An 18,480-nucleotide genomic window follows, 5' to 3' on the forward strand; every position below is an offset into this window, starting at 1 on the left:
TGTTTGGCGGGTCCCAAGTTCAAAAGCCTTATCGTGCAAGCACGAACGGCTTTTTGAGCTTTTGACCCTGGCATCATCATATTATGAAAATCAAATGCTCCGCGGTTTTTTGCGGAGCATTTGAAGTTTCGGGAATGCAGACTTTGAAACAGCGTCTGAGCAGAAAATGCAGGAGGTAGCATATGGAAAAGAAAAGAGCAAAATGGGGGCTGATTTTTTGTCTGCCGTTTATTCTTACTTTTTTGGTCTTTCAGTTATATCCGATCATTTACAGCTTTTATCTGAGCCTGACCTTTCAGGAAAACAGCCGGAATTTTGTTTTTGTAGGTTTTGATAACTATAAGGATCTGATCAATGACAAGACTTTTTGGAAGAGTGTGGGAAATACATGGAAAATATGGCTGATGAACTTTATTCCGCAGCTTATCTTCGGACTGGTGCTCGCAATTTTACTGACCCAGTATAAGATAAAGGGAGCCGGATTTTTCCGGGCAGTTTTTTACTTACCGAACCTGATTACAGTTGCCTCCATGGGAGTATTGTTCCTTGCGCTTTTTGACTGGCAGACCGGAAGCGTGAATAATGCGCTGGTGGATCTCGCAATTCTCAAGGAAAAGGTGAACTGGATGAGCAGTCCTTCCTTTGCACAGGGAATCACAGCCTTTATCCAGTGGCTGATGTGGTTTGGCTATTCTTCCATTTTACTGACGGCCGGAATTGCCGCCATACCGGAGGAAGTGATTGAATCTTCTGTGATAGATGGAGCTAATGCATGGAAACGCCTGACAAAGATTACGCTTCCCCTTTTAAAACCGACCATGCTCTATGTAATGGTAACATCATTGATCGGAGGAATGCAGATTTTTGATATTCCGATGACTCTGACCAAGGGTTCCGGAGAGCCGTCCAAGTCCCTGATGACGATGGTTCTGTACCTCTACAATATGGCTTTCAAAAATAATGATCTTCCCTACGGAGCAACGATTTCCTATGGAATCTTTGTTATTATCATTTTCTTCTCTCTGATATTCTTTAAAGTGATCTATGGAAAGGAGGAGAAATCCGCATGAAAAAGTTTAAAATTTCGCATGTATTTATTTATCTGCTTCTGATTTTGCTGACATTGATCTGCGTTGTGCCTTTTTACATTATGGTGATCAATGCGACGCACAGTACAAACGAATTGTATGCAGGACTGAGTGTTGTACCCGGAAAGTATCTGCTGGACAACCTGCGGAATATGCTTTCCATGGTAAATATGCCGCGGGGCTTTTTAAACAGCGCGATCGTATCGTTTTCATCGACCTTTTTGTCAATTTATTTTGGTGCGATGACGGCATTCGGCCTGTTTGAGTATAAATTCAAACTGAAAAAAGTGATTTATGTTATTTTGATGGTTTCCATGATGGTTCCCGGACAGCTTGGAATCATCGGTTTATTTAAGCTCTGTAATAATCTGGGACTGCTCAATACCTACTGGCCGCTGATTCTGCCCTGTATTGCAAATTCCAGTACGATTTTCTTCATCCTTCAGTATCTGCAGTCGTCCATGAGTGAGGAACTGCTTGATTCTGCAAGAATAGACGGCGCGGGCGAAGTCAAAATTTTCCATTCCTTTATCCTGCCGCTGTCTAAGCCGGCGCTTTCCACGATGGTTATTTTTAACTTTGTTTCCTATTGGAATAACTTTTTCAACCCGATGATCCTTCTGTTTGATGATAAAAAATTTACAGTTCCTCTGCTGATCAACAATCTGAACAGTGGAATGCTTCAGGATCTCGGCGCAAAGTATTCTGCAATTGCCATTTCGATCGTTCCGATTATTTTGGTTTACTGTCTGATTTCCAAACGTCTGACAAGCGGAATGATGGCTGGCGCGATCAAGAGCTGAGAAAGGAAGAAAGTTATGGGATTTCCGAAAAATTTTGTCTGGGGTGTTGCGAGCTCTTCTTATCAGGTGGAAGGGGCCTGGAACCGGGATGGAAAAGGACTCTCGGTCTGGGATACTTATGTGCATGAACCGGGGCATATTCAGAACCAGGACACCGGAGATACGGCCTGCGATCAGTATGGTCATATAAAAGAAGATATCGCTCTTATGGCTGAAATGCAGATAAAAGCCTATCGTTTTTCCATCAGCTGGCCGAGAGTTATGCCGGAGGGAACCGGAAGAATCAATCAAAAAGGTCTGGATTATTATGACCGGCTGACCGATCAGCTTCTGGAAAACGGAATTACACCCTATATCACCTTATTTCACTGGGATCTGCCCTATCAGCTTTATACAAAGGGCGGATGGATGAACCGTGATATTACCGATTATTTTGCAGCCTATGCCGAAACGGTCGTAAATCGTTTGTCCGACCGGGTGAAATACTGGATCACGGAAAATGAACCCCAGTGTTATATCGGGGCGGCGCTTGCTTCCGGAGAGCATGCGCCAGGCCTGAAGCTTGGGAAAAAAGAGTTATTTCTGGCAGCACATCACTCCCTGCTGGCGCATGGAAAAGCGGTGGAGGCGATCCGAAGCTGTGCAAAACAGGCGTCGGTTATCGGTTACGCACCGGCTTCCTGGCATCTCTGGTCTCCGGTAACGGAAAAAGCGGAAGACATCGAGGCCTGCCGGAAAATGACCTTTGATGCGGGGGAGGAACCGATAGGCGGAACTTCCTGGTGGCTGGACCCGGTTTGCCTGGGGCGCTATCCGGACACAACGGGATATTCTTATGAGGCGTATATTCCGGACACAACGGCGGAGGATATGAAAATCATTTCACAGCCCATTGATTTCATAGGAATGAATGTATACCAGACCTATCGTGGAAAAGCCGGAGAAAATGGAACATGTATCACTATTCCCAATGATCCCGGCTATGCACGGACAAACGCCGAATGGCCCGTGACACCGGAAGCACTTTACTGGGGACCGAAATTCTATGAAGAGCGCTATCATAAGAAATTATATATCACAGAAAATGGTCTTTCCAATCAGGACTGGATTTTCCTTGACGGACAGGTGCATGATCTGCAGCGGATTGATTTTCTCCACAGGTATCTTTATCAGCTGAAACGGGCGGTAGAGGAAGGAATTTCCGTGGAAGGATATTTTCACTGGACTCTGACAGATAATTTTGAGTGGACCAGCGGTTATAACAATCGTTTTGGACTGGTATATACCGATTTCAAAAACCAGAACCGCATCATAAAAGATTCCGGAAAATGGTACAGACAGGTGATTGAGACAAACGGAGAAATAATTAAATAAATTGGAGGCTTGCATATGAACCCATTATTATCAAGTCAGTATTACATTCCCGATGTGGAAGCGAGAGTTGATCAGGACGGAACCATTTATTTATATGGTTCCAAGGATATTGTGAACGACGATGATTATTGCAGTAATGAATATCAGGTATTTTATTCCAAAGATATGGTTCACTGGGAGGCGGGGGCGATCAGTTTTTCTACAGAGCAGATGCAGGAAAAAACAGATATCCGGCTGTATGCGCCCGACTGTATCAAAAAAGATGGAAAATATTATCTTTTGTATTGTCTGGCAGATGGAGCGGAGGGAATTGCAGAAAGTGAAAGCCCTCTTGGACCGTTTACGGACAGAGGAATCATTAAGGAAGCCCATGGTATCGATCCCAGCGCTCTGGTTGAAAAAGATAAGGTCTATTATTTCTGGGGCCAGATGGGGCTCCATGGAGCAGAGCTGGATCTTGAAACTGGTAAAATCAGGGAAGAGACACATAAGACCAATCTTCTGACCCAGGATGAAGATGGCTTTCACGAAGGTTCATCGATTCGCAAAATCAATGGAAAATATTATATGGTATATGCGGATATATCAAGGGGCAGACCCACCTGCCTGGGCTATGCGATCAGTGATAACCCGCTTGGACCTTATGAAAAAAAAGGAATCATCATTGACAATAACGGCTGTGACCCTTCCTCGTGGAACGACCATGGATCTATTCAGAAAATTGGCGAAGACTATTATGTGTTTTATCACAGGTCTACGCATAACAGTGTATACAGCAGACGCGTCTGTGCAGAGAAGATACAGATCAATGAAGATGGAACCATTGATGAAGTGGAGATGACAACACAGGGAGCAGAATCACATATTCCAGAAACAAGAGTTTTAACTGCATCAGCTTTTTGCAAGATCAATGGAAAAGCATACTTGGAAAATTATACGTCAGCAGCAGAGTCATACGAATTTCTGACAAATATTCATAATGGTGACGGAGCATATATTAAGTATTATTTATTTGAAGGGAAAATAGATAAAATTCAGGTAAAGGCTTCCAATACGGGTCTTGATTCACAGATTCTGGTACATCTGGATGGTCCGGATGGAGAAGTGGTTGCAGAAATTCAAATAGGAAAAAGTAAAGGAAATTATGATTTTGCGGAATATGAGGCTCCATTAAAGCGGAGCATGGAGGGCAGACACAGCATTTACTTTGAGTTTGCCGGAAGCAGTGGAAAACTGATGAATGTAAAAGAATTTTGTTTTAAATAGTAAAGAGGAGCAACAGTTCCAGAGACAATTATTGTCTTCGGGGCTGTTGCTCCTTTTATAAAATTATTTGTAACCGTTCAGAGTCAAGCAGATTTTCAGGAAAAAGTGTCAGTCCTGCTTGCAGAAACAGACACTTTTGAATGGAAATCTATTTGGCGAGAAGCCACAACGAAATAAAGCGAAACGGAATTGAGGTGCAGCTCTGAATAATTACGATTATTTGATTTTAGCACTTCTGCTTATGCCTTTGCTTCGAAGAAGCCTGGTGTAAGCAGTTTTCTGTTTTTCCGGTACAGAAACGGTGAGCTTTTTCGGAGTTCCGATGAAAGCTTTGGCGCCGATGGTTTTGCTGGTGAGGCTGGCGGTCCGGATAGTGAGGAATGTCAGCTTTTTGCAAGCATAGAAGGCACTTTTTCCGATGCTTGTGGTGGCTGCAGGAATCGTGAGTTTCTTTAAAGCCGTGCAGCGGTAGAAGGCGTAGGCGCCGATGTTTTTGACAGAGCCTCCAAGGGTTAGGCTGCTGAGCTTGCTGCAGTTGGAGAAAGCTTTCTGACCGATGGTGGTGACATTGCTTCCCACAGTGACTTTCGTGACGGTGGCATTATTCCGGAAAGCGGCGGAGGCAATGGAGGTTACTTTGAAAGGATAGCCTTTCAGAGTTACGGTCTTTGGAATGACGACTGCTTTCGCTCCTTTTTTCGGTGCTTTAAAGGCAACGGTTCTGGTGCCCGTAACGAGATATTTGCTGCCGGAGGCATGGGTCAGAGTCTGACCTTTTTTTGGCCGGGTATTTGTGGATGGCGTTTCAGGAACCGGAGTTCCGTCTGCGGAAGTAATGAGGAAGGTTGTTTTGAGAATTCCTTTATATACACCTTTTCCGGTAACAATGATCGTTCCTGTTCCGGGATTGATATTGTTTTTATAGGAAAGGGTGTAATCGCTGCCTTCACTTAAGGTGTTTCCATCACAGGTGACAGTCACTGCAGGACGGATTTCGGACCCGGTAAAGCGGCATCGTTTATCGTAGAGAATGATTTTAGCATGCTTGTCCAGCTGAGAGTGATCGGTATAATCCGCTTTCCGGTCAGAAGCACTTACATAGAACTGAATGAACCCTCCTCCAATATAGGCGTTATCTTCCAGGCGGCAAAAATTGTAACTGAGATTTACATATCCTTCAGAGATACCGGTGACTTTTCCGCCAGGAGTGACTGTGGCAATGGAAGGATCCTCCGATTTCCAGGTCAGGACATAACCTTCTTCCTTTTTACTATAAGAATAGGGATAAAAGCCTGACAGACTCTGTCCTTTTTTGAGGGTGATCGCACCGCTCGTCAGTGTGTAATCGGAAGATTTTCCGGGCAGATAAAAAGCGGCGCCGGCATAACTGAGGAAAAGTGTTATGCCATTTTTGGTTACAATAGAATTCGTGGCAATGATTCCATTTGGTTTTGCGTATTCGTCTCCTACCCAGCCATTGGAATAGCATTCATCATTGATCATCTGGTCTTTCCGCTCCGGGTTTTCGTCATACTCCCATCCATCATGGGTACCGTTGGGAGACTCAGAATAACGAAGAACCGCAGGGTAGGAAATACCCTCTGCAGAGCCAAAATACTGCACGGAACAGCCATGTACCTGACTTCCCGGAATTCCGTTTTCAAGGTACAGAAAACGGCCGTCTTTGTAAAAAATCCCGCTTCCGTTATTGATGTACTGGAAAGGAATTCCGTCATAGTAGGGGCAGACCCCATCGATGAGATCGAAAAAATACCACTTGGAGATTAAGGTTTTGTCTTTGCATTGATACCTGTCGAACAGCGGATCAAAGAGGTACCAGTCATTTCCGAGCCAGGCCATGACCCAGGCGTGACCGTCTGCATGGCTTAAGACTCCAAGGGTCATATTTTTCTGCATGTTTCCGATCCATCCGGTGCAGTCCACAGCAGAAATACCGGCAAAGCGCATCAGCGCTGTCATAAGCATGCTGTATCCCTGGCAGTCGCCTCTGCGGCTGTAGAATACGTCGATTGGAAAACTGGAGACGGTGATGTCGTAAGTGATGTTTGTTTTGACCCACCGGGCGATGGCGTTGGCTTTTTGGGAAGGGGAAGAGAGCCCCTTGGTAATGGTATCACTCAGGTTTTGCAGGACTTCCCGGTCAGCATCGGAAAGAAACCAGTTTGTGAGGCCCAGGTCCGGATACTTCTGCCGGTAGATCTCGTCGATGTACTTCCAGGAAGCGGAAGTAAGCTGCGGTGTGATCTTGTAGCAGGGATCGGTAGCTTTCAGAGCCGCTGCTTTTGTGCTTACAGGCATCAGCCCCAGTAAAAGGACTGCCAGCAGAAAAATGCCCGCAAGAAATTTTTGTGTTTTTTTCATAATCTTGCTCCCTTCATAAAATATTTTGTAACAGTTCAGAACATCAGCGAAATGAAAAATCAGACTATGCAAACTTGTTTGCAATAGGATGAATTTTTTATTTCGGAATGGGCGGAACGCCCATTAGCCTCAGACAAAAGCTGCGAATGCAGCGAGAGCGCATGTAATGCGCGGGGTGCTGAGTCCCGGTGGGACTCGTTTAGCACCGACCGAAGCAGCGCGTAGACCTGTGGCCTGTTGTTTTGAACGTCCTGAACAGTTACAATATTTCACTGTTTTCATAATAGCAAAAGAAATCGGAGATGTAAACCAAAGGAAGACACTTTGCCGAAAATGTACAGGGGAAGGGCAAAAATGTGCACTTATCACTCCAAATTTTCGCTGTTCATGAGAAGCTTCTTATTATATAATGATGATACTAGGGTCAAAAGGTCAAAAAGCCGTTCGTGCTTGCACGATAAGGCTTTTGAACTTGGGACCCGCAAAACATGAGAAAGTAGCGATTTACGCAGTAAATCAGCGGATTTCGAATGTTTGTAGAATTGCGTGAGCTGCCTTGCAGCGGAGCAATTCGTAGGCATCAGTTGGGGTCAAAAAGCCGTTCATGCTTGCATGATAAGGCTTTTGAAAAACGGGAGGAAGACAGCTATGGAGAAATATGTGGTTCAATGCTACCAGGGACAGAAGATCCGAAGTGTCTGGAAAGAAAGGGAAGGCAGATGGTTTTTCTCTGTTGTTGATGTTCTGCGGGCACTGGAAGTAAGTGCGAATCCCAGCCGGTACTGGAGCGATTTTAAGCGAAAGCTGCGGCAGAAAACGGAAAAGGAAGAAGCACCTTTCCGCTTTGAGAATATCGTATCGCTGAAACTTCCGGCGGCAGATCAGAAGAGTTATAAAACGGACATGCTGGATGAAGAAGGCTTAAAAGAGCTGTTTACCATTCTGCATATCAGAAAGGCAGAAGAATTTTTGGACGTTTTTTTTCGTGCGGAAAAGACAAAGAGAACGAGGGAAGCAGAGGGAAAAGCTGAAAAAAGCGGGTTCTTGCTTCCTCTTCTGAACAGTTCTTTTAAACCCGGCGATGGAAAAAAGACGGTGGAAAGCTTTTCAGATCCTGACTTTCGAAGGATAGCAGAGGCGGAGCTCTATTATTTTTCCGGTGAAGCGGAAAAATGTGAGGAGATCACGGAGACTTATCTGGAAAATGAGAATATTTCCATCCGGCTTTCTGCCTGTCTTATGTATTCCTTTGCTAATTTTACTCTGGGAAATGCAGAGGCGGCCCGGAATGGATTTTTAAAAATCCAGGAAACGCTGGCGGTTGTTTTGTCAGGGAATGAGAAAAAGGAAATTCAGGCGAACTGTGTCTTTGCCGGCTATATGACCTGTATTCTGGTACATCTTCCGGCTGATGATCTTCCTCCTTTGCGGGAGTATGTGAAGTATCTGCCCAAAGGACTTCGCGCTTACGCCTCTTATCTGATGGCGCATGAGCTTTATCTTCAGGAAAACTATGAACGGGCACTGGGGATTCTGGATGCGACTCTTTTTTCACTTAATGAGACCTATCCGATTCCGGAAATCTATATTTACTGCATGGTTGCAATGTGCAAAATCAAACTGAAAGAAACGGAAGAGGCAAAAGAGGCCTTTATGACAGCCTGGGATACGGCAAAATCGGACGGGCTTCTGGAGGTTTTTATTGAGCATCATGGCCTTCTTCAGGGAGTCATGGAGTCTTGTCTGAAAAAGGCGGAACCGGAGGCTTATAAGGCACTTACGAAAGGCATCATCAGTTTCAGCCGTGGCTGGATGAAGATGCACAATCAGGAATCGGACTGGGTTGTCACGGATGCACTGACACCGCAGGAATTTGCCATTGCCATGCTGGCCTGCCGGGACTGGAGCAACCAGGAGATCGCAGACTGTATGGGCCTTTCGGTCAACACTGTGAAACACATCATTTCCGATATTCTTGCTACCCTGCATGTGAACAGCAGAAAAGAACTGCTGCAGTTTGTAAATAAGTAAAAGACAGAGAAAAGCCGTGATTTTCAGTCTTACGAATATCGTAAAACTGGACCCGTAAACAAAAGACAAAAAGACCAAAAGTGTCTTGCCTGGCAGCCTGGGCAGGGCACTTTTTTCTGCTTTCAAGAGGGTTTCTGGTGAGTAAAAAAAACAATATAATATTCTTAAGAACTGTCAGATAATGGAAAAAATCATATGAGGGAGGAAGCAATATGAAGAAAAAGCAACGGCAATTTCTGGCTATGCTTCTGGTTCTGGCCATGCTGGTAACGACCATTGGAGGCACAGGAGTGGGCGAAACCTTTGTGCGGGCAGCAGAACTGGAAGAAACAAAGGAAGAAAGCAATAAAAGCGCAGAGACAGAGACGGAGGAAGATCTCCGCACGATGGAGATGGCTGCGAAAGAGCTGAAAGAACAGGCGCAGCTGGAAACCTGGTCGGACGCGAAGGCTTTTCTGGAAAAACTTCTGGGTTTAAGTGCCGAAAGCGATGAGCTGGACTCCTGTTTTGACGGGAAAACAGACGAAAATCTTTCCGGGGCAGACTGGCAGGCGCTCTGCGAAAAGCTCTGGGCGAACCGGGTCTTTTCCGAGGAAGAAGCCGACAGCCTGAATCTGACCGGAGGAGATGCAAATCTTCTCATCATGGCAGAAAAAGCGGCCGTGACCGGTGCGGAGGCAAAGCACATTTCTGTTGCCGGAGGCGGCAAGGTGAAGCTGAAAGAGACGAAAACAGATTCTATGGGAATTTTCGGCGGCATCAGAACCGAACTTTCCGGCACCAGTCTGGAAAAGCTGACGCTCTTTAGCGGAGAAGAAGCGGAAGATACCCTCCTTCGCCTTTCTCAGGATACGGAAGTTCCGGAGATCCAGGTGGATGGCGGAAAAGAAGTGACCATTGAGGGAAATGCTTCCCTGGGCGTGATCCGGGTAACGAAAGCACCGGAAAAACTTACGGTACGGGCAACTGCTTCTGTGAAAAATGAAAGTCAGGAAGCATTTACGCTTGTGAAGCCTGACGGGAGCGAGATCACGCTCAAAGCCGGGCAGCAGGAGGAGCTGGTGCTGACCTCTTATCTGGTCACTTTTATGGCAGAAGATGAGGTACTGGAGACTTCTCTCGTAAAACCGGGTGATCCGGTGGAATATCCGGAAGAACTGCCGGAAAAAGAAGGTAAGATTTTTACCTCCTGGTATCAGGACGAGGAATTTACGGAGCCGGCCTCTCAGTTTGAGGCTGTAAACGGTCAGCTGACCTTTTATGCCCGTTATATAAAAGCAGAGGATGCAGTTACGGTCACCTTCGAGACCGCTGGCGGTGATCCTTTAAAACCACTGGCCTTTGCAAAGGGTGAAACGCTTCTGACCAAGCCGGTTTCAGAAATTTCCACAAGAAAAGAAGGGTATACCTTTGGCGGCTGGTGCCGTGATGCGGAGTGTACGGAGAGCTTTTCCTATACGGAGCCGCTGGAAGAAAACGTGACATTGTATGCATTTTTTACGTCCGATGAACCGGAGATTTCTGAAAAAGACGGAAGCTCTGTGGACCGGAAGGATTTCGGCTGGCAGGAAGAGGTGCTTCTTACCGCAGAAGAGGGAATGACGCTGGAGGATGTGGAGGCAGCCATCCGTCTGGAGGCAGGATCCGGTGATCTGGAGCCGACGGTCAGCGTGAGAGAGACGGCAGACGGTTTTGCTCTTTCCGGAACCTGCTATGAAAAGGATGGGGAGAAAGGCTTTGAGCCCGGTTCCACGGTGAGTGTGATCGTATCTGACGGTGTGCATTTTGCCGGTTATTCGGAAGACGTGGAGACCATGGTGCTCTATGTATACAAGGAAGAAGTCGAGGTGGTAGACTTTTCCGATGAGATCGCCTATGAACTCTGGGATCAGGTGACTTCTTATACACCGGTGGTTTCCTATGAGGATAAGGACCAGAGCGAAAACCTGGATGAAGAGGTCGACCAGAGAGATTATGACCCCGGTGAGATCGTACTTCAGACCGACAAAGAGTATAAAAAAGAGGATATCGTAGTCTTTTATGACGGTGAGATCGGCAGAGAGGAGCAGAATATCGAAGCCTACACAGAGGGCTCTTTCGATGGCTACGTTCTTTTTGCAGAGATTCTGACTGCTGAGAAAAAAGAGGATGGGACACATCTGACGTTCGGTTACGCGGATCCCGAAGCCTATCTTTCTGATCTGGATGTTCATGTGACGGAAGATGTGGATGTGGATGAGGAACTGAGCGAGGAAGATCTGGAGCTCCTTTCATCCAAAATCTCCAGTCAGGTGGAAGAAAATGAGGAACTGAAGGCACAGATGCTGGTAGCTGTCATGAGCTCCAGGGAGACGCAGAAGCTCCTGGATGAGATGTACGGAGAAGGCGTATATGCACTGGCAGGTATGAATGCGACGCTCCAGCCGCAGCGCCCCACGGTAAAGCTTTCCGTATCCGGAAGTACGGTGACGGCAAATATCACGGTCGGTGCCAAAGCCACGATCAAAAAGGACGGCAAGATACTGATGACGGTGACACCGAAGCTTGCATTTACCCAGTCTCTGTCGGTACAGACCAATGTAAACGGCGGAAAGATCTGGCTGGATATGTCTGTAACGCTTCGTTCCACGTCGAAGATCGCCCTTACGATCTCTGCCACCACCGGAAAGAGTGCCAATGTTTTTGAAAAAGCGGCAGAGAGCATGAAAGAGATCGTAAAACCGGAAGGAATCAAAGAGACGGACGATTACGATGCGTATGACCAGTCCGTACAGGATCTTATGGATGTGATGCAGTCGGTGGTTTCGACCTCACTGTCCTATAATGATCTCTTTACCGTCCGGCTTCTGACACTGAAATTCTCCTTCTACGGCATCATCACCCTTGGCGTGGACCTGGATTTCGTGGGTCAGATCGGTATTCTGGCAACCTTCGGTGTGGAGATCGTCATTACAAACGGCGAACGCATCGGTTTCAAATACAATTTCCTGAAATTCAAGGGAAGTTCTTACACGCAGAAGCTGGAAAGTAACGTGACTACGAATATTTACCTCATCGGTAAAGTCGGCGTCCGTCTGGGGCTCCGTCTGACGATCTCAATCACACTCTGCGGCATCGCAAGTGCCTCGGTGATGGGAAGTCTTTATGCCTACGCGGAGCTTTCGGGTATGTATTTCTTCACGGCGAATCTTTTATCCGGGGCAAATACCAGCCTGGGAGCACTGAATTTTGAGGTCGGTATTGATGTGAGCGTAGACCTTGGCCTTCGGGTAAAACTGATCTTCAAGACCATCAAGAAAAACTGGAATGTTTACAAAGGCCGCTGGCCGCTATGGTCCACTTCGGTATCCAGTAAACTCAGCTATATGAATGCGGAAAAACTGGATCAGATGTGGGAAAGCTCCATAGCCAATGCAGATAAGAAAACCGTGTTTGGATTCCAGAATATTCCTATGAAGACCTGGACACTGATGACCGGTAAATGCCTGGAGAACGAACTCCTCTGTAGTAATAAAGAAGTGAGTCTCAAGATCGAAAATCTTACGGTGAACGGAGAGAAAGTTCCATCCGGCGATCCGAAAAACAAACTGTTCTCCGTTGGCGATCCTTCCAAAGGGCAGAATCAGGGCATGATCTACATGGATGAAAGCATTGCGGCAGAGTACATCTGTGAAAAAGCGGAACTGGATGTGGTGCTGACTTATCAGAACAGCAATGCTTCCGCCATGGTGAAAAAACAGGTGCGCCGCTTCCATCTCTCCAAGCAATGCGCCATTTCCACCACGACACAGAAGGTTCAGGTGAAGCTTTATGACTGGTGTGCCCATGCCTGGGGACTGGAAGCAGCAGCCTGGGACAATGCGGTAGTTTACGAGACTTCTTTTGAAGCGTCTCATATGGTGGGAGGTTTAAGCGAGCCGACAGCCACCGGAAAAATGAACCTGAATACGGCGGCATCTGCAGCCATAAAAGCTTATCCGGAAATCCAGGGAATGAATTTCAGCTGGCTGGATCCGTCAGGAAGCAGTTCCATGCAGTACAGTGTTCCCAGGATCAGTAACTTCTGTTATATGACACCGGACAATGGAGTGGTACGCTTCGACGTATTCAAGGAAACAAAAGAGTATGAGGTAACTTATTATCTCTATGTACGCCGGTTTGAAGGTGACGGCAGCATCAATTATCATGTGAAGCTGACCAATCCTCTGCCGGATACGCAATATGCATTTTCCGTTTACCCGCCGCAGAGTGAAACGGCTCTGGATTTTGCACCTGAGGAAGACGGAAGCTGGAAGCTTTCTGCAAAGAGATCTGCTTTTAATGGAGAAAAGCAGCCGCTCCTCATGACGGTGGACGGGGCAGAACCGGTAAAAACAGGCTTTTTCCTCACCGGCCGGGAACAGGAAACGGACGTCCGTTATGAGATCACCCTCGGGGATCCGAAGCTGGAGGTAGAGCTTGGAGAAGGCATCCGTTCCATGAACTTTGAGGACGGATCCATCGTGACAGAAACAGGCATCCGGCCGGGAACGGAAGTTCGCCTGAAGATCACACTGGAGGAAGGCTACACCGGTGTGGAAGTGCAGTGCGAAGATCCGGATATCCAGTTCCGGACAGAAGAAGACAACACCGTAGTCTTTTCCATGCCGACGTATGATCTGAAGCTACGGCTCCGTTCTTATAAATATCGGACACTGACGTTCCTGTATAATTACGGCTCCTATGGAACCTATAAAACGGTAAGCGTGCGGGAAGACGGAAAAACAGAAGAACCACCGGCACCGTTTGTTGACGGTTTGACGTTCCGCGGCTGGAAAGAAAAAGAGGATGGTTCGGGAGACTCCTTTATTTTCGGCGGAAATCTGGTGACGGATCAGATTCTCTATGCGGACTGGACCTGTGATGTGACGGTCGATTTCGGAGCAGTGAAGGGGCAGGCACTTTATCTGGACGGCGAAGAGACCAGACAGGTATTCGAAGGAGACGGGGAAGAATACTACCGCTTCACATATTCCACCAGACGGGTGGGAGAAAAAGTCCTGGATATCCTGGTTCCGGATTACCCCGGTTATGAATTTACCGGCTGGTATACAAATGCGGAAGCAGAAGGCGAGCCGGCAGATACGGAAAACCTGACGCTGACCGGCGGACTGATCCTTTACGCAGGCTGGATCAAACTGATCCCTGTGACCTTTGAACGGAACGCTCCTGCAGAAAATCCGGAGGAAGGAAGTTATGCAAACACCGTTGTGCAGGAGGGCGCTCTTCTGACAGAGCTTCCGGAAAATCCGGTGAGAGACCATTATGAGTTTACCGGCTGGTATAAAGACCGGAAAGGAAAAGAAGCGTTTGATCCGGCAGCAGAGACGATCAGCGAGGAACTGATCCTTTACGCAGGCTGGAAAGCAGTGACCTATTCCATCATCTATGAAATGAACGGAGTGGAAAAACCTGCTGAGAATCCGGAAAGCTATACGACAGAAGATACCATTATCCTGAAAAATCCGGAGCGGGAAGGCTATGAGTTTACCGGCTGGACCGGAACGGGTCTTACCGAGGCGGTGAAAACCGTTGAGATTCCGGCTGGTTCTTCTGGAGAGAGGCAGTATACGGCCCATTGGAAGGCCATCACCTACAAGCTTTCTTATAATCTGGTCCGCGGAACCCTCGCGGAGCCAAATCCGGAGAGCTACACGGTGGAAAGCGATGAGATCACACTGAAAAATCCGGCTCTGGAAAAATATGAATTTACCGGCTGGATCGGAACCGGTCTTACAGAACCCACGATGGAGGTGAAGATTTCCAGGGGCTCTATGGGAGACAGAAGCTATCAGGCAACCTGGAAGACGGATGATCCGTCAGAGAAGATTGCGGATATGGCGCTGGAAGCAGTCAGCGGTGGCTTTGAGAGCCGGATTGAGGACCTTCCGGAGCTGGGCGAAGAGGCAGAACTGGATGCAAGAGTGCTGGAAGCGGTAAGAGAAGCTTTGCAGAATGCTCTCCATGAGGATGAGCGGATCAGCGCTTATCTGGATGCGATTTCCATGACTGTGGTTCAGGAAGAAGAGCCGGAGATGGAAGACAGATTCTATCGTTATCTTTATCGTGTCACTGTGACCTACAAAGACGATGCAGGAACCGAGTATGTAAGAGAAAACACCGCTTATGAGGCATGGATCTCCAAAAATCAGCCGGAAGTGACTCTGGCTCCCACAGCGGGCAGTCTTACCTATGGGCAGAGCCTCAAAGACAGCACCCTGACCGGAGGCTGCGTAAAATATGGAGAGGTCGAAGTGCCCGGCACCTTCTCCTGGCAGGATGAGACCATCATCCCCTGGGGCGGAGACAACGGAAGTGTGATTTACTGGGTGATCTTTACACCGGATGAAGAGGCAGCGAAGCTTTATGCTCCCTGCGAAATCGAGGTGTCCGTACAGACCCAGATCGGCGTAAATGTAGAATTTACCGCTGACTCCAGAGACTATGTCAAAGATAGCACGGCAGCCACAGGAACCTACCGTCTGGTAGATGCAGACCGCGGAATCGTCTATGAAGAGCTGAAGCTCACCGGCGGTCAGATGGAATTTTCTCAGAACATTCCGGGCAAAGATCTGCAGGTTGTTTTCTATGGTTATCAGCTGGAAAATGATTCAGATGGACTCTATGTTCTCCTGAATGAGAGCGCAAAATCCACGGCTGAGATCCGCCGGATCCAGCCGGTACTGGAAACAGCGCCGACTGTAAATGGAACCGTGACCGTCGGTACTGCACTGAGAGATGTGGAAGTGACCGGCGGAAGAGCCGTTTACAAAGTCGCAGCCAACGCTTATCAGGAAGCAGCCGGAACCTGGACCTGGGATGCGCCGGGCTACACGCTTTCCGATTCCGATGAAGGTGAGCAGGAATTTACCCTGACCTTCGTTCCGGAGGATAAGGTCGGTTTCCGAAGTATCACCGGAATCAAGGTGAAACTGACCGTGACGAAACGGGAAGTAGAGATCCCACTGATTGCTGGCTTAACCTACGATGGAAGCCTGCAGAAACCGGTCGTAAATGAGACGGCGGACTATAAAGTGACGGAAAACAACGGCGGCATCAGTGCCGGAACCTACACTGTGACACTGCGGCTCAAACATTCGGAATACATGGTCTGGAAAGAGTCAGGATTAGCTACGGACGGAAGTCAGGCTACGGTGAGCAGCAAGGATCCGGCAGTGGCAGTCGTAAGCTATCAGATCCGGAAGGCCGATCTTACCGTATCGGCAGATCCCGCCGGAAATGTCATTCAGGTCCAGAAGCTTGGCTATGGACAGGAGCTGACAGAGGGAGAAAAGGAAACGCACACCGTCAACAGAAAAGTCGTGGATTTCCGCCTCAGCGCCCAGGATATGATCAGTGGCGTCGTTGTTTCCTATGAAAGAAACGGCAGCAGCATTCCCGTCACCGGTAAATGGAAATGGATGCTGACAGATGAAACAGGCGAACCCTACAGCCAGCCGCTGCCGGTCGGTAAGCGGCAGATAAAAGCAGAATTCATTCCGGAAGAAAAACAGAGAGGAAACTTAAATCCTGTGAGCTATAGTTTCCTGGTGGAAGTGGTAATGGCAGTGCCGGATGCGAGCAGTTGTGCGTTTGAGACAATTTATGTCATCGGGATTGGTGCACTGAATGTTCCTCTGACGCTGTGTAAGCTGGATCAGCCGCAGCCGGTAAATCCAAACAACGGTAAACCCGTAGACGGAGTCTGGAATTGGGAAGATCCGGAAATGATTCTGAATAGTCGGAGCTACAATGTGACCTTTACTCCGACGGATAGCAAAAATTATAAGACGGTAAATTCCAGTGCGGAGGTAAAAGCAAAAGATGCACTACCATTGACCGCGTATGTCAAATACGGCAGTGATGGAACATTCACAGCAAGGACGGCAGTCAGTATTTGGGGAACGACCCGGAAACGCAGCATTTTGGTTGGTGTATCGGAACAGGAAAATATGACATTTTCAAAGGTGGAGATCTCGATGGGCAATGAAACTGCAAGCTGCCGGGTAGATGCATCGGGAAATTACGTCTATACGAATTCTGGTTTTATGACAGTGATCTATCACAGTTCCTTGAAGATCGTGGAGATTGTAATGGAGCGGGCTTTGACAGCAGAACCAACGATTGATGTTTACATGACACAAACGACAGGTACACAGTCTTTGGAGGCGGATGAAACGAAAACCGCAGCAGTAAGCACGACATCGAGAAAAGGGAAAAAGGCAAGAAGAAAACCGGAAAAAACAGCAGAAAGTGAATCCGAAACGGCAGCAGCAGAAACCGAAGCTGTGACGGAACCGCAGACGGAAGCTCCGGAACCATCCACCGAAGAAGTGACAGAACCCACAACAGAACCTGTTACGGAGAAGACTACAGAAGCGGGAACGGAAGCGCCGGAGCCGGAAAAACAGACCGAGACACCGGCGACGGAAGAAACCACAGAAGCTGCAGAACCGGCTACAGAATCCCAGACTGCGGCACCAGAACCTGCATCGGAGCCATCTACAGAACCCCAGACGGAGAAACAGACAGAAACAGCAGCACCGGAGCCGTCCACGGAGCCCCAGACAGAAGCAATCTTACCAGAACCGGCCGCAGAACCAATGACCGAAGCGCCGGAACCGGCTACGGAAGTGCAGACAGAATTGGCGTCAGAACTGCAGAGCGAATCCCTCCATACAGAAGCAATGAATACCGAAGGGGCTGAAATGCCCCTTCCGGAGGAAGGATGACAGCCGCACCGCAGGCTCCGGTGGTCTGTATTCTGGATTCCGGGACGAATGAAGCCGGGGCCGAGGGATGGAATTATCTGGCCGGAAACGAGGATCTGACGGATGAAGCCGGCCATGGAGACCTGATCTATCAGCTCCTGGAATCGGAAACTCCGAATGCCAGACTCATCATGCTGAAATGTTTTGAATCAGCAGAAGAAACAGAAGAAAAAAAGGGAACAGAGACCATCACGCAGGCGCTCTATGATGCTGTGGATCTCTGGCAGGCAGATGTGATCAGCATCAGCTGGACGCGGAATGAAGAAAGCGAAGAACTTTACGAAGCGGTCTGCTACGCCAGGGAAAACGGCGCCGTCCTTGTGGCGGCAGCAGGAAATCTAAGCCTTTCCACACCCTTAGGCAGTCTGGTCTATCCGGCAGCCTGGGAAGAGGTCATTGGTGTGGGCGGGGCAGATACCGATGAAAAGGGGGAGCCTGTAAGCTCTCTCTGGTATCTTAAGAGCGAGGCGGTATTTGTCAGTGCAGATGGAAATTATGAAGGGGAAAAGGGTTCCTCTTTTGCAGTCCCCAGGGTTTCAGGAAAAATCGCAGAATATCTCTTTCAAAAGCCGGAAGCCTCCGAAACAGAAATTCGGGAATGGCTGAAAGACACTGTAATTGATACGGGGGAGGAAGGTTACGACCCGGTATTTGGCTGGGGTTTTCTGAAAACGGACAACGAGTGATTTATCTGCGAAAAGCAGCTGAGGCTGCCGGATAAAGTTT

8 protein-coding genes are annotated in these 18,480 nt (G+C 48.0%); 7 read left to right on the forward strand and 1 reads right to left on the reverse strand.

Annotated features, from left to right (window positions below):
- Window positions 1-182 precede the first annotated feature (182 nt).
- From LKD71_RS15105 to LKD71_RS15120, 4 genes are read left to right on the forward strand one after another with little or no spacing between them, the layout of a single operon-like run.
- A complete protein-coding gene (locus LKD71_RS15105; protein ID WP_227616074.1) occupies window positions 183-1,070 on the forward strand; it encodes a carbohydrate ABC transporter permease in 888 nt (295 codons plus the stop codon).
- Window positions 1,067-1,891, forward strand: a complete 825-nt coding sequence (locus LKD71_RS15110; protein WP_227616075.1) for a carbohydrate ABC transporter permease — start codon at window positions 1,067-1,069, stop codon at window positions 1,889-1,891. Before LKD71_RS15105 ends, LKD71_RS15110 begins: the two co-directional genes overlap by 4 nt.
- Window positions 1,892-1,906: 15 nt before the next feature.
- The gene (locus tag LKD71_RS15115) at window positions 1,907-3,265 is read left to right on the forward strand and encodes a GH1 family beta-glucosidase (RefSeq protein WP_227616076.1); all 1,359 of its coding nucleotides are present in this window, start codon (window positions 1,907-1,909) and stop codon (window positions 3,263-3,265) included.
- A gap of 15 nt (window positions 3,266-3,280) precedes the next feature.
- The gene (locus LKD71_RS15120) at window positions 3,281-4,531 is read left to right on the forward strand and encodes a family 43 glycosylhydrolase (RefSeq protein ID WP_227616077.1); all 1,251 of its coding nucleotides are present in this window, start codon (window positions 3,281-3,283) and stop codon (window positions 4,529-4,531) included.
- A gap of 216 nt (window positions 4,532-4,747) precedes the next feature.
- Here LKD71_RS15120 and LKD71_RS15125 read toward each other — a convergent pair whose 3' ends face one another.
- Window positions 4,748-6,913 (reverse strand): leucine-rich repeat protein, encoded by a 2,166-nt coding sequence (locus LKD71_RS15125; protein WP_227616078.1) that lies wholly within the window; start codon window positions 6,911-6,913, stop codon window positions 4,748-4,750.
- A gap of 648 nt (window positions 6,914-7,561) precedes the next feature.
- Between LKD71_RS15125 and LKD71_RS15130 the strand changes: the two genes are divergently transcribed.
- From LKD71_RS15130 to LKD71_RS15140, 3 genes are all read left to right on the forward strand, one after another.
- Window positions 7,562-8,944 (forward strand): LuxR C-terminal-related transcriptional regulator, encoded by a 1,383-nt coding sequence (locus LKD71_RS15130; protein WP_227616079.1) that lies wholly within the window; start codon window positions 7,562-7,564, stop codon window positions 8,942-8,944.
- 212 nt (window positions 8,945-9,156) lie between these two features.
- Window positions 9,157-17,715, forward strand: a complete 8,559-nt coding sequence (locus LKD71_RS15135; RefSeq protein ID WP_227616080.1) for an InlB B-repeat-containing protein — start codon at window positions 9,157-9,159, stop codon at window positions 17,713-17,715.
- Window positions 17,712-18,440 (forward strand): S8 family peptidase, encoded by a 729-nt coding sequence (locus LKD71_RS15140; protein WP_227616081.1) that lies wholly within the window; start codon window positions 17,712-17,714, stop codon window positions 18,438-18,440. The genes LKD71_RS15135 and LKD71_RS15140 overlap by 4 nt, the downstream gene beginning before the upstream one ends.
- The last annotated feature ends 40 nt before the right edge of the window (window positions 18,441-18,480 follow it).

The organism is Fusicatenibacter faecihominis (genome assembly GCF_020686945.1).
Classification (GTDB): domain Bacteria; phylum Bacillota; class Clostridia; order Lachnospirales; family Lachnospiraceae; genus Limivivens; species Limivivens faecihominis.

What these genes read in the sequence shown, in the direction of transcription:
- LKD71_RS15105 (WP_227616074.1), top strand. Translation starts at nt 183, where the DNA reads ATGGAAAAGAAAAGAGCAAAATGGGGGCTGATTTTTTGTCTGCCGTTT.
- LKD71_RS15110 (WP_227616075.1), top strand. Translation starts at nt 1,067, where the DNA reads ATGAAAAAGTTTAAAATTTCGCATGTATTTATTTATCTGCTTCTGATT.
- LKD71_RS15115 (WP_227616076.1), top strand. Translation starts at nt 1,907, where the DNA reads ATGGGATTTCCGAAAAATTTTGTCTGGGGTGTTGCGAGCTCTTCTTAT.
- LKD71_RS15120 (WP_227616077.1), top strand. Translation starts at nt 3,281, where the DNA reads ATGAACCCATTATTATCAAGTCAGTATTACATTCCCGATGTGGAAGCG.
- LKD71_RS15125 (WP_227616078.1), bottom strand. Translation starts at nt 6,913, where the DNA reads ATGAAAAAAACACAAAAATTTCTTGCGGGCATTTTTCTGCTGGCAGTC.
- LKD71_RS15130 (WP_227616079.1), top strand. Translation starts at nt 7,562, where the DNA reads ATGGAGAAATATGTGGTTCAATGCTACCAGGGACAGAAGATCCGAAGT.
- LKD71_RS15135 (WP_227616080.1), top strand. Translation starts at nt 9,157, where the DNA reads ATGAAGAAAAAGCAACGGCAATTTCTGGCTATGCTTCTGGTTCTGGCC.
- LKD71_RS15140 (WP_227616081.1), top strand. Translation starts at nt 17,712, where the DNA reads ATGACAGCCGCACCGCAGGCTCCGGTGGTCTGTATTCTGGATTCCGGG.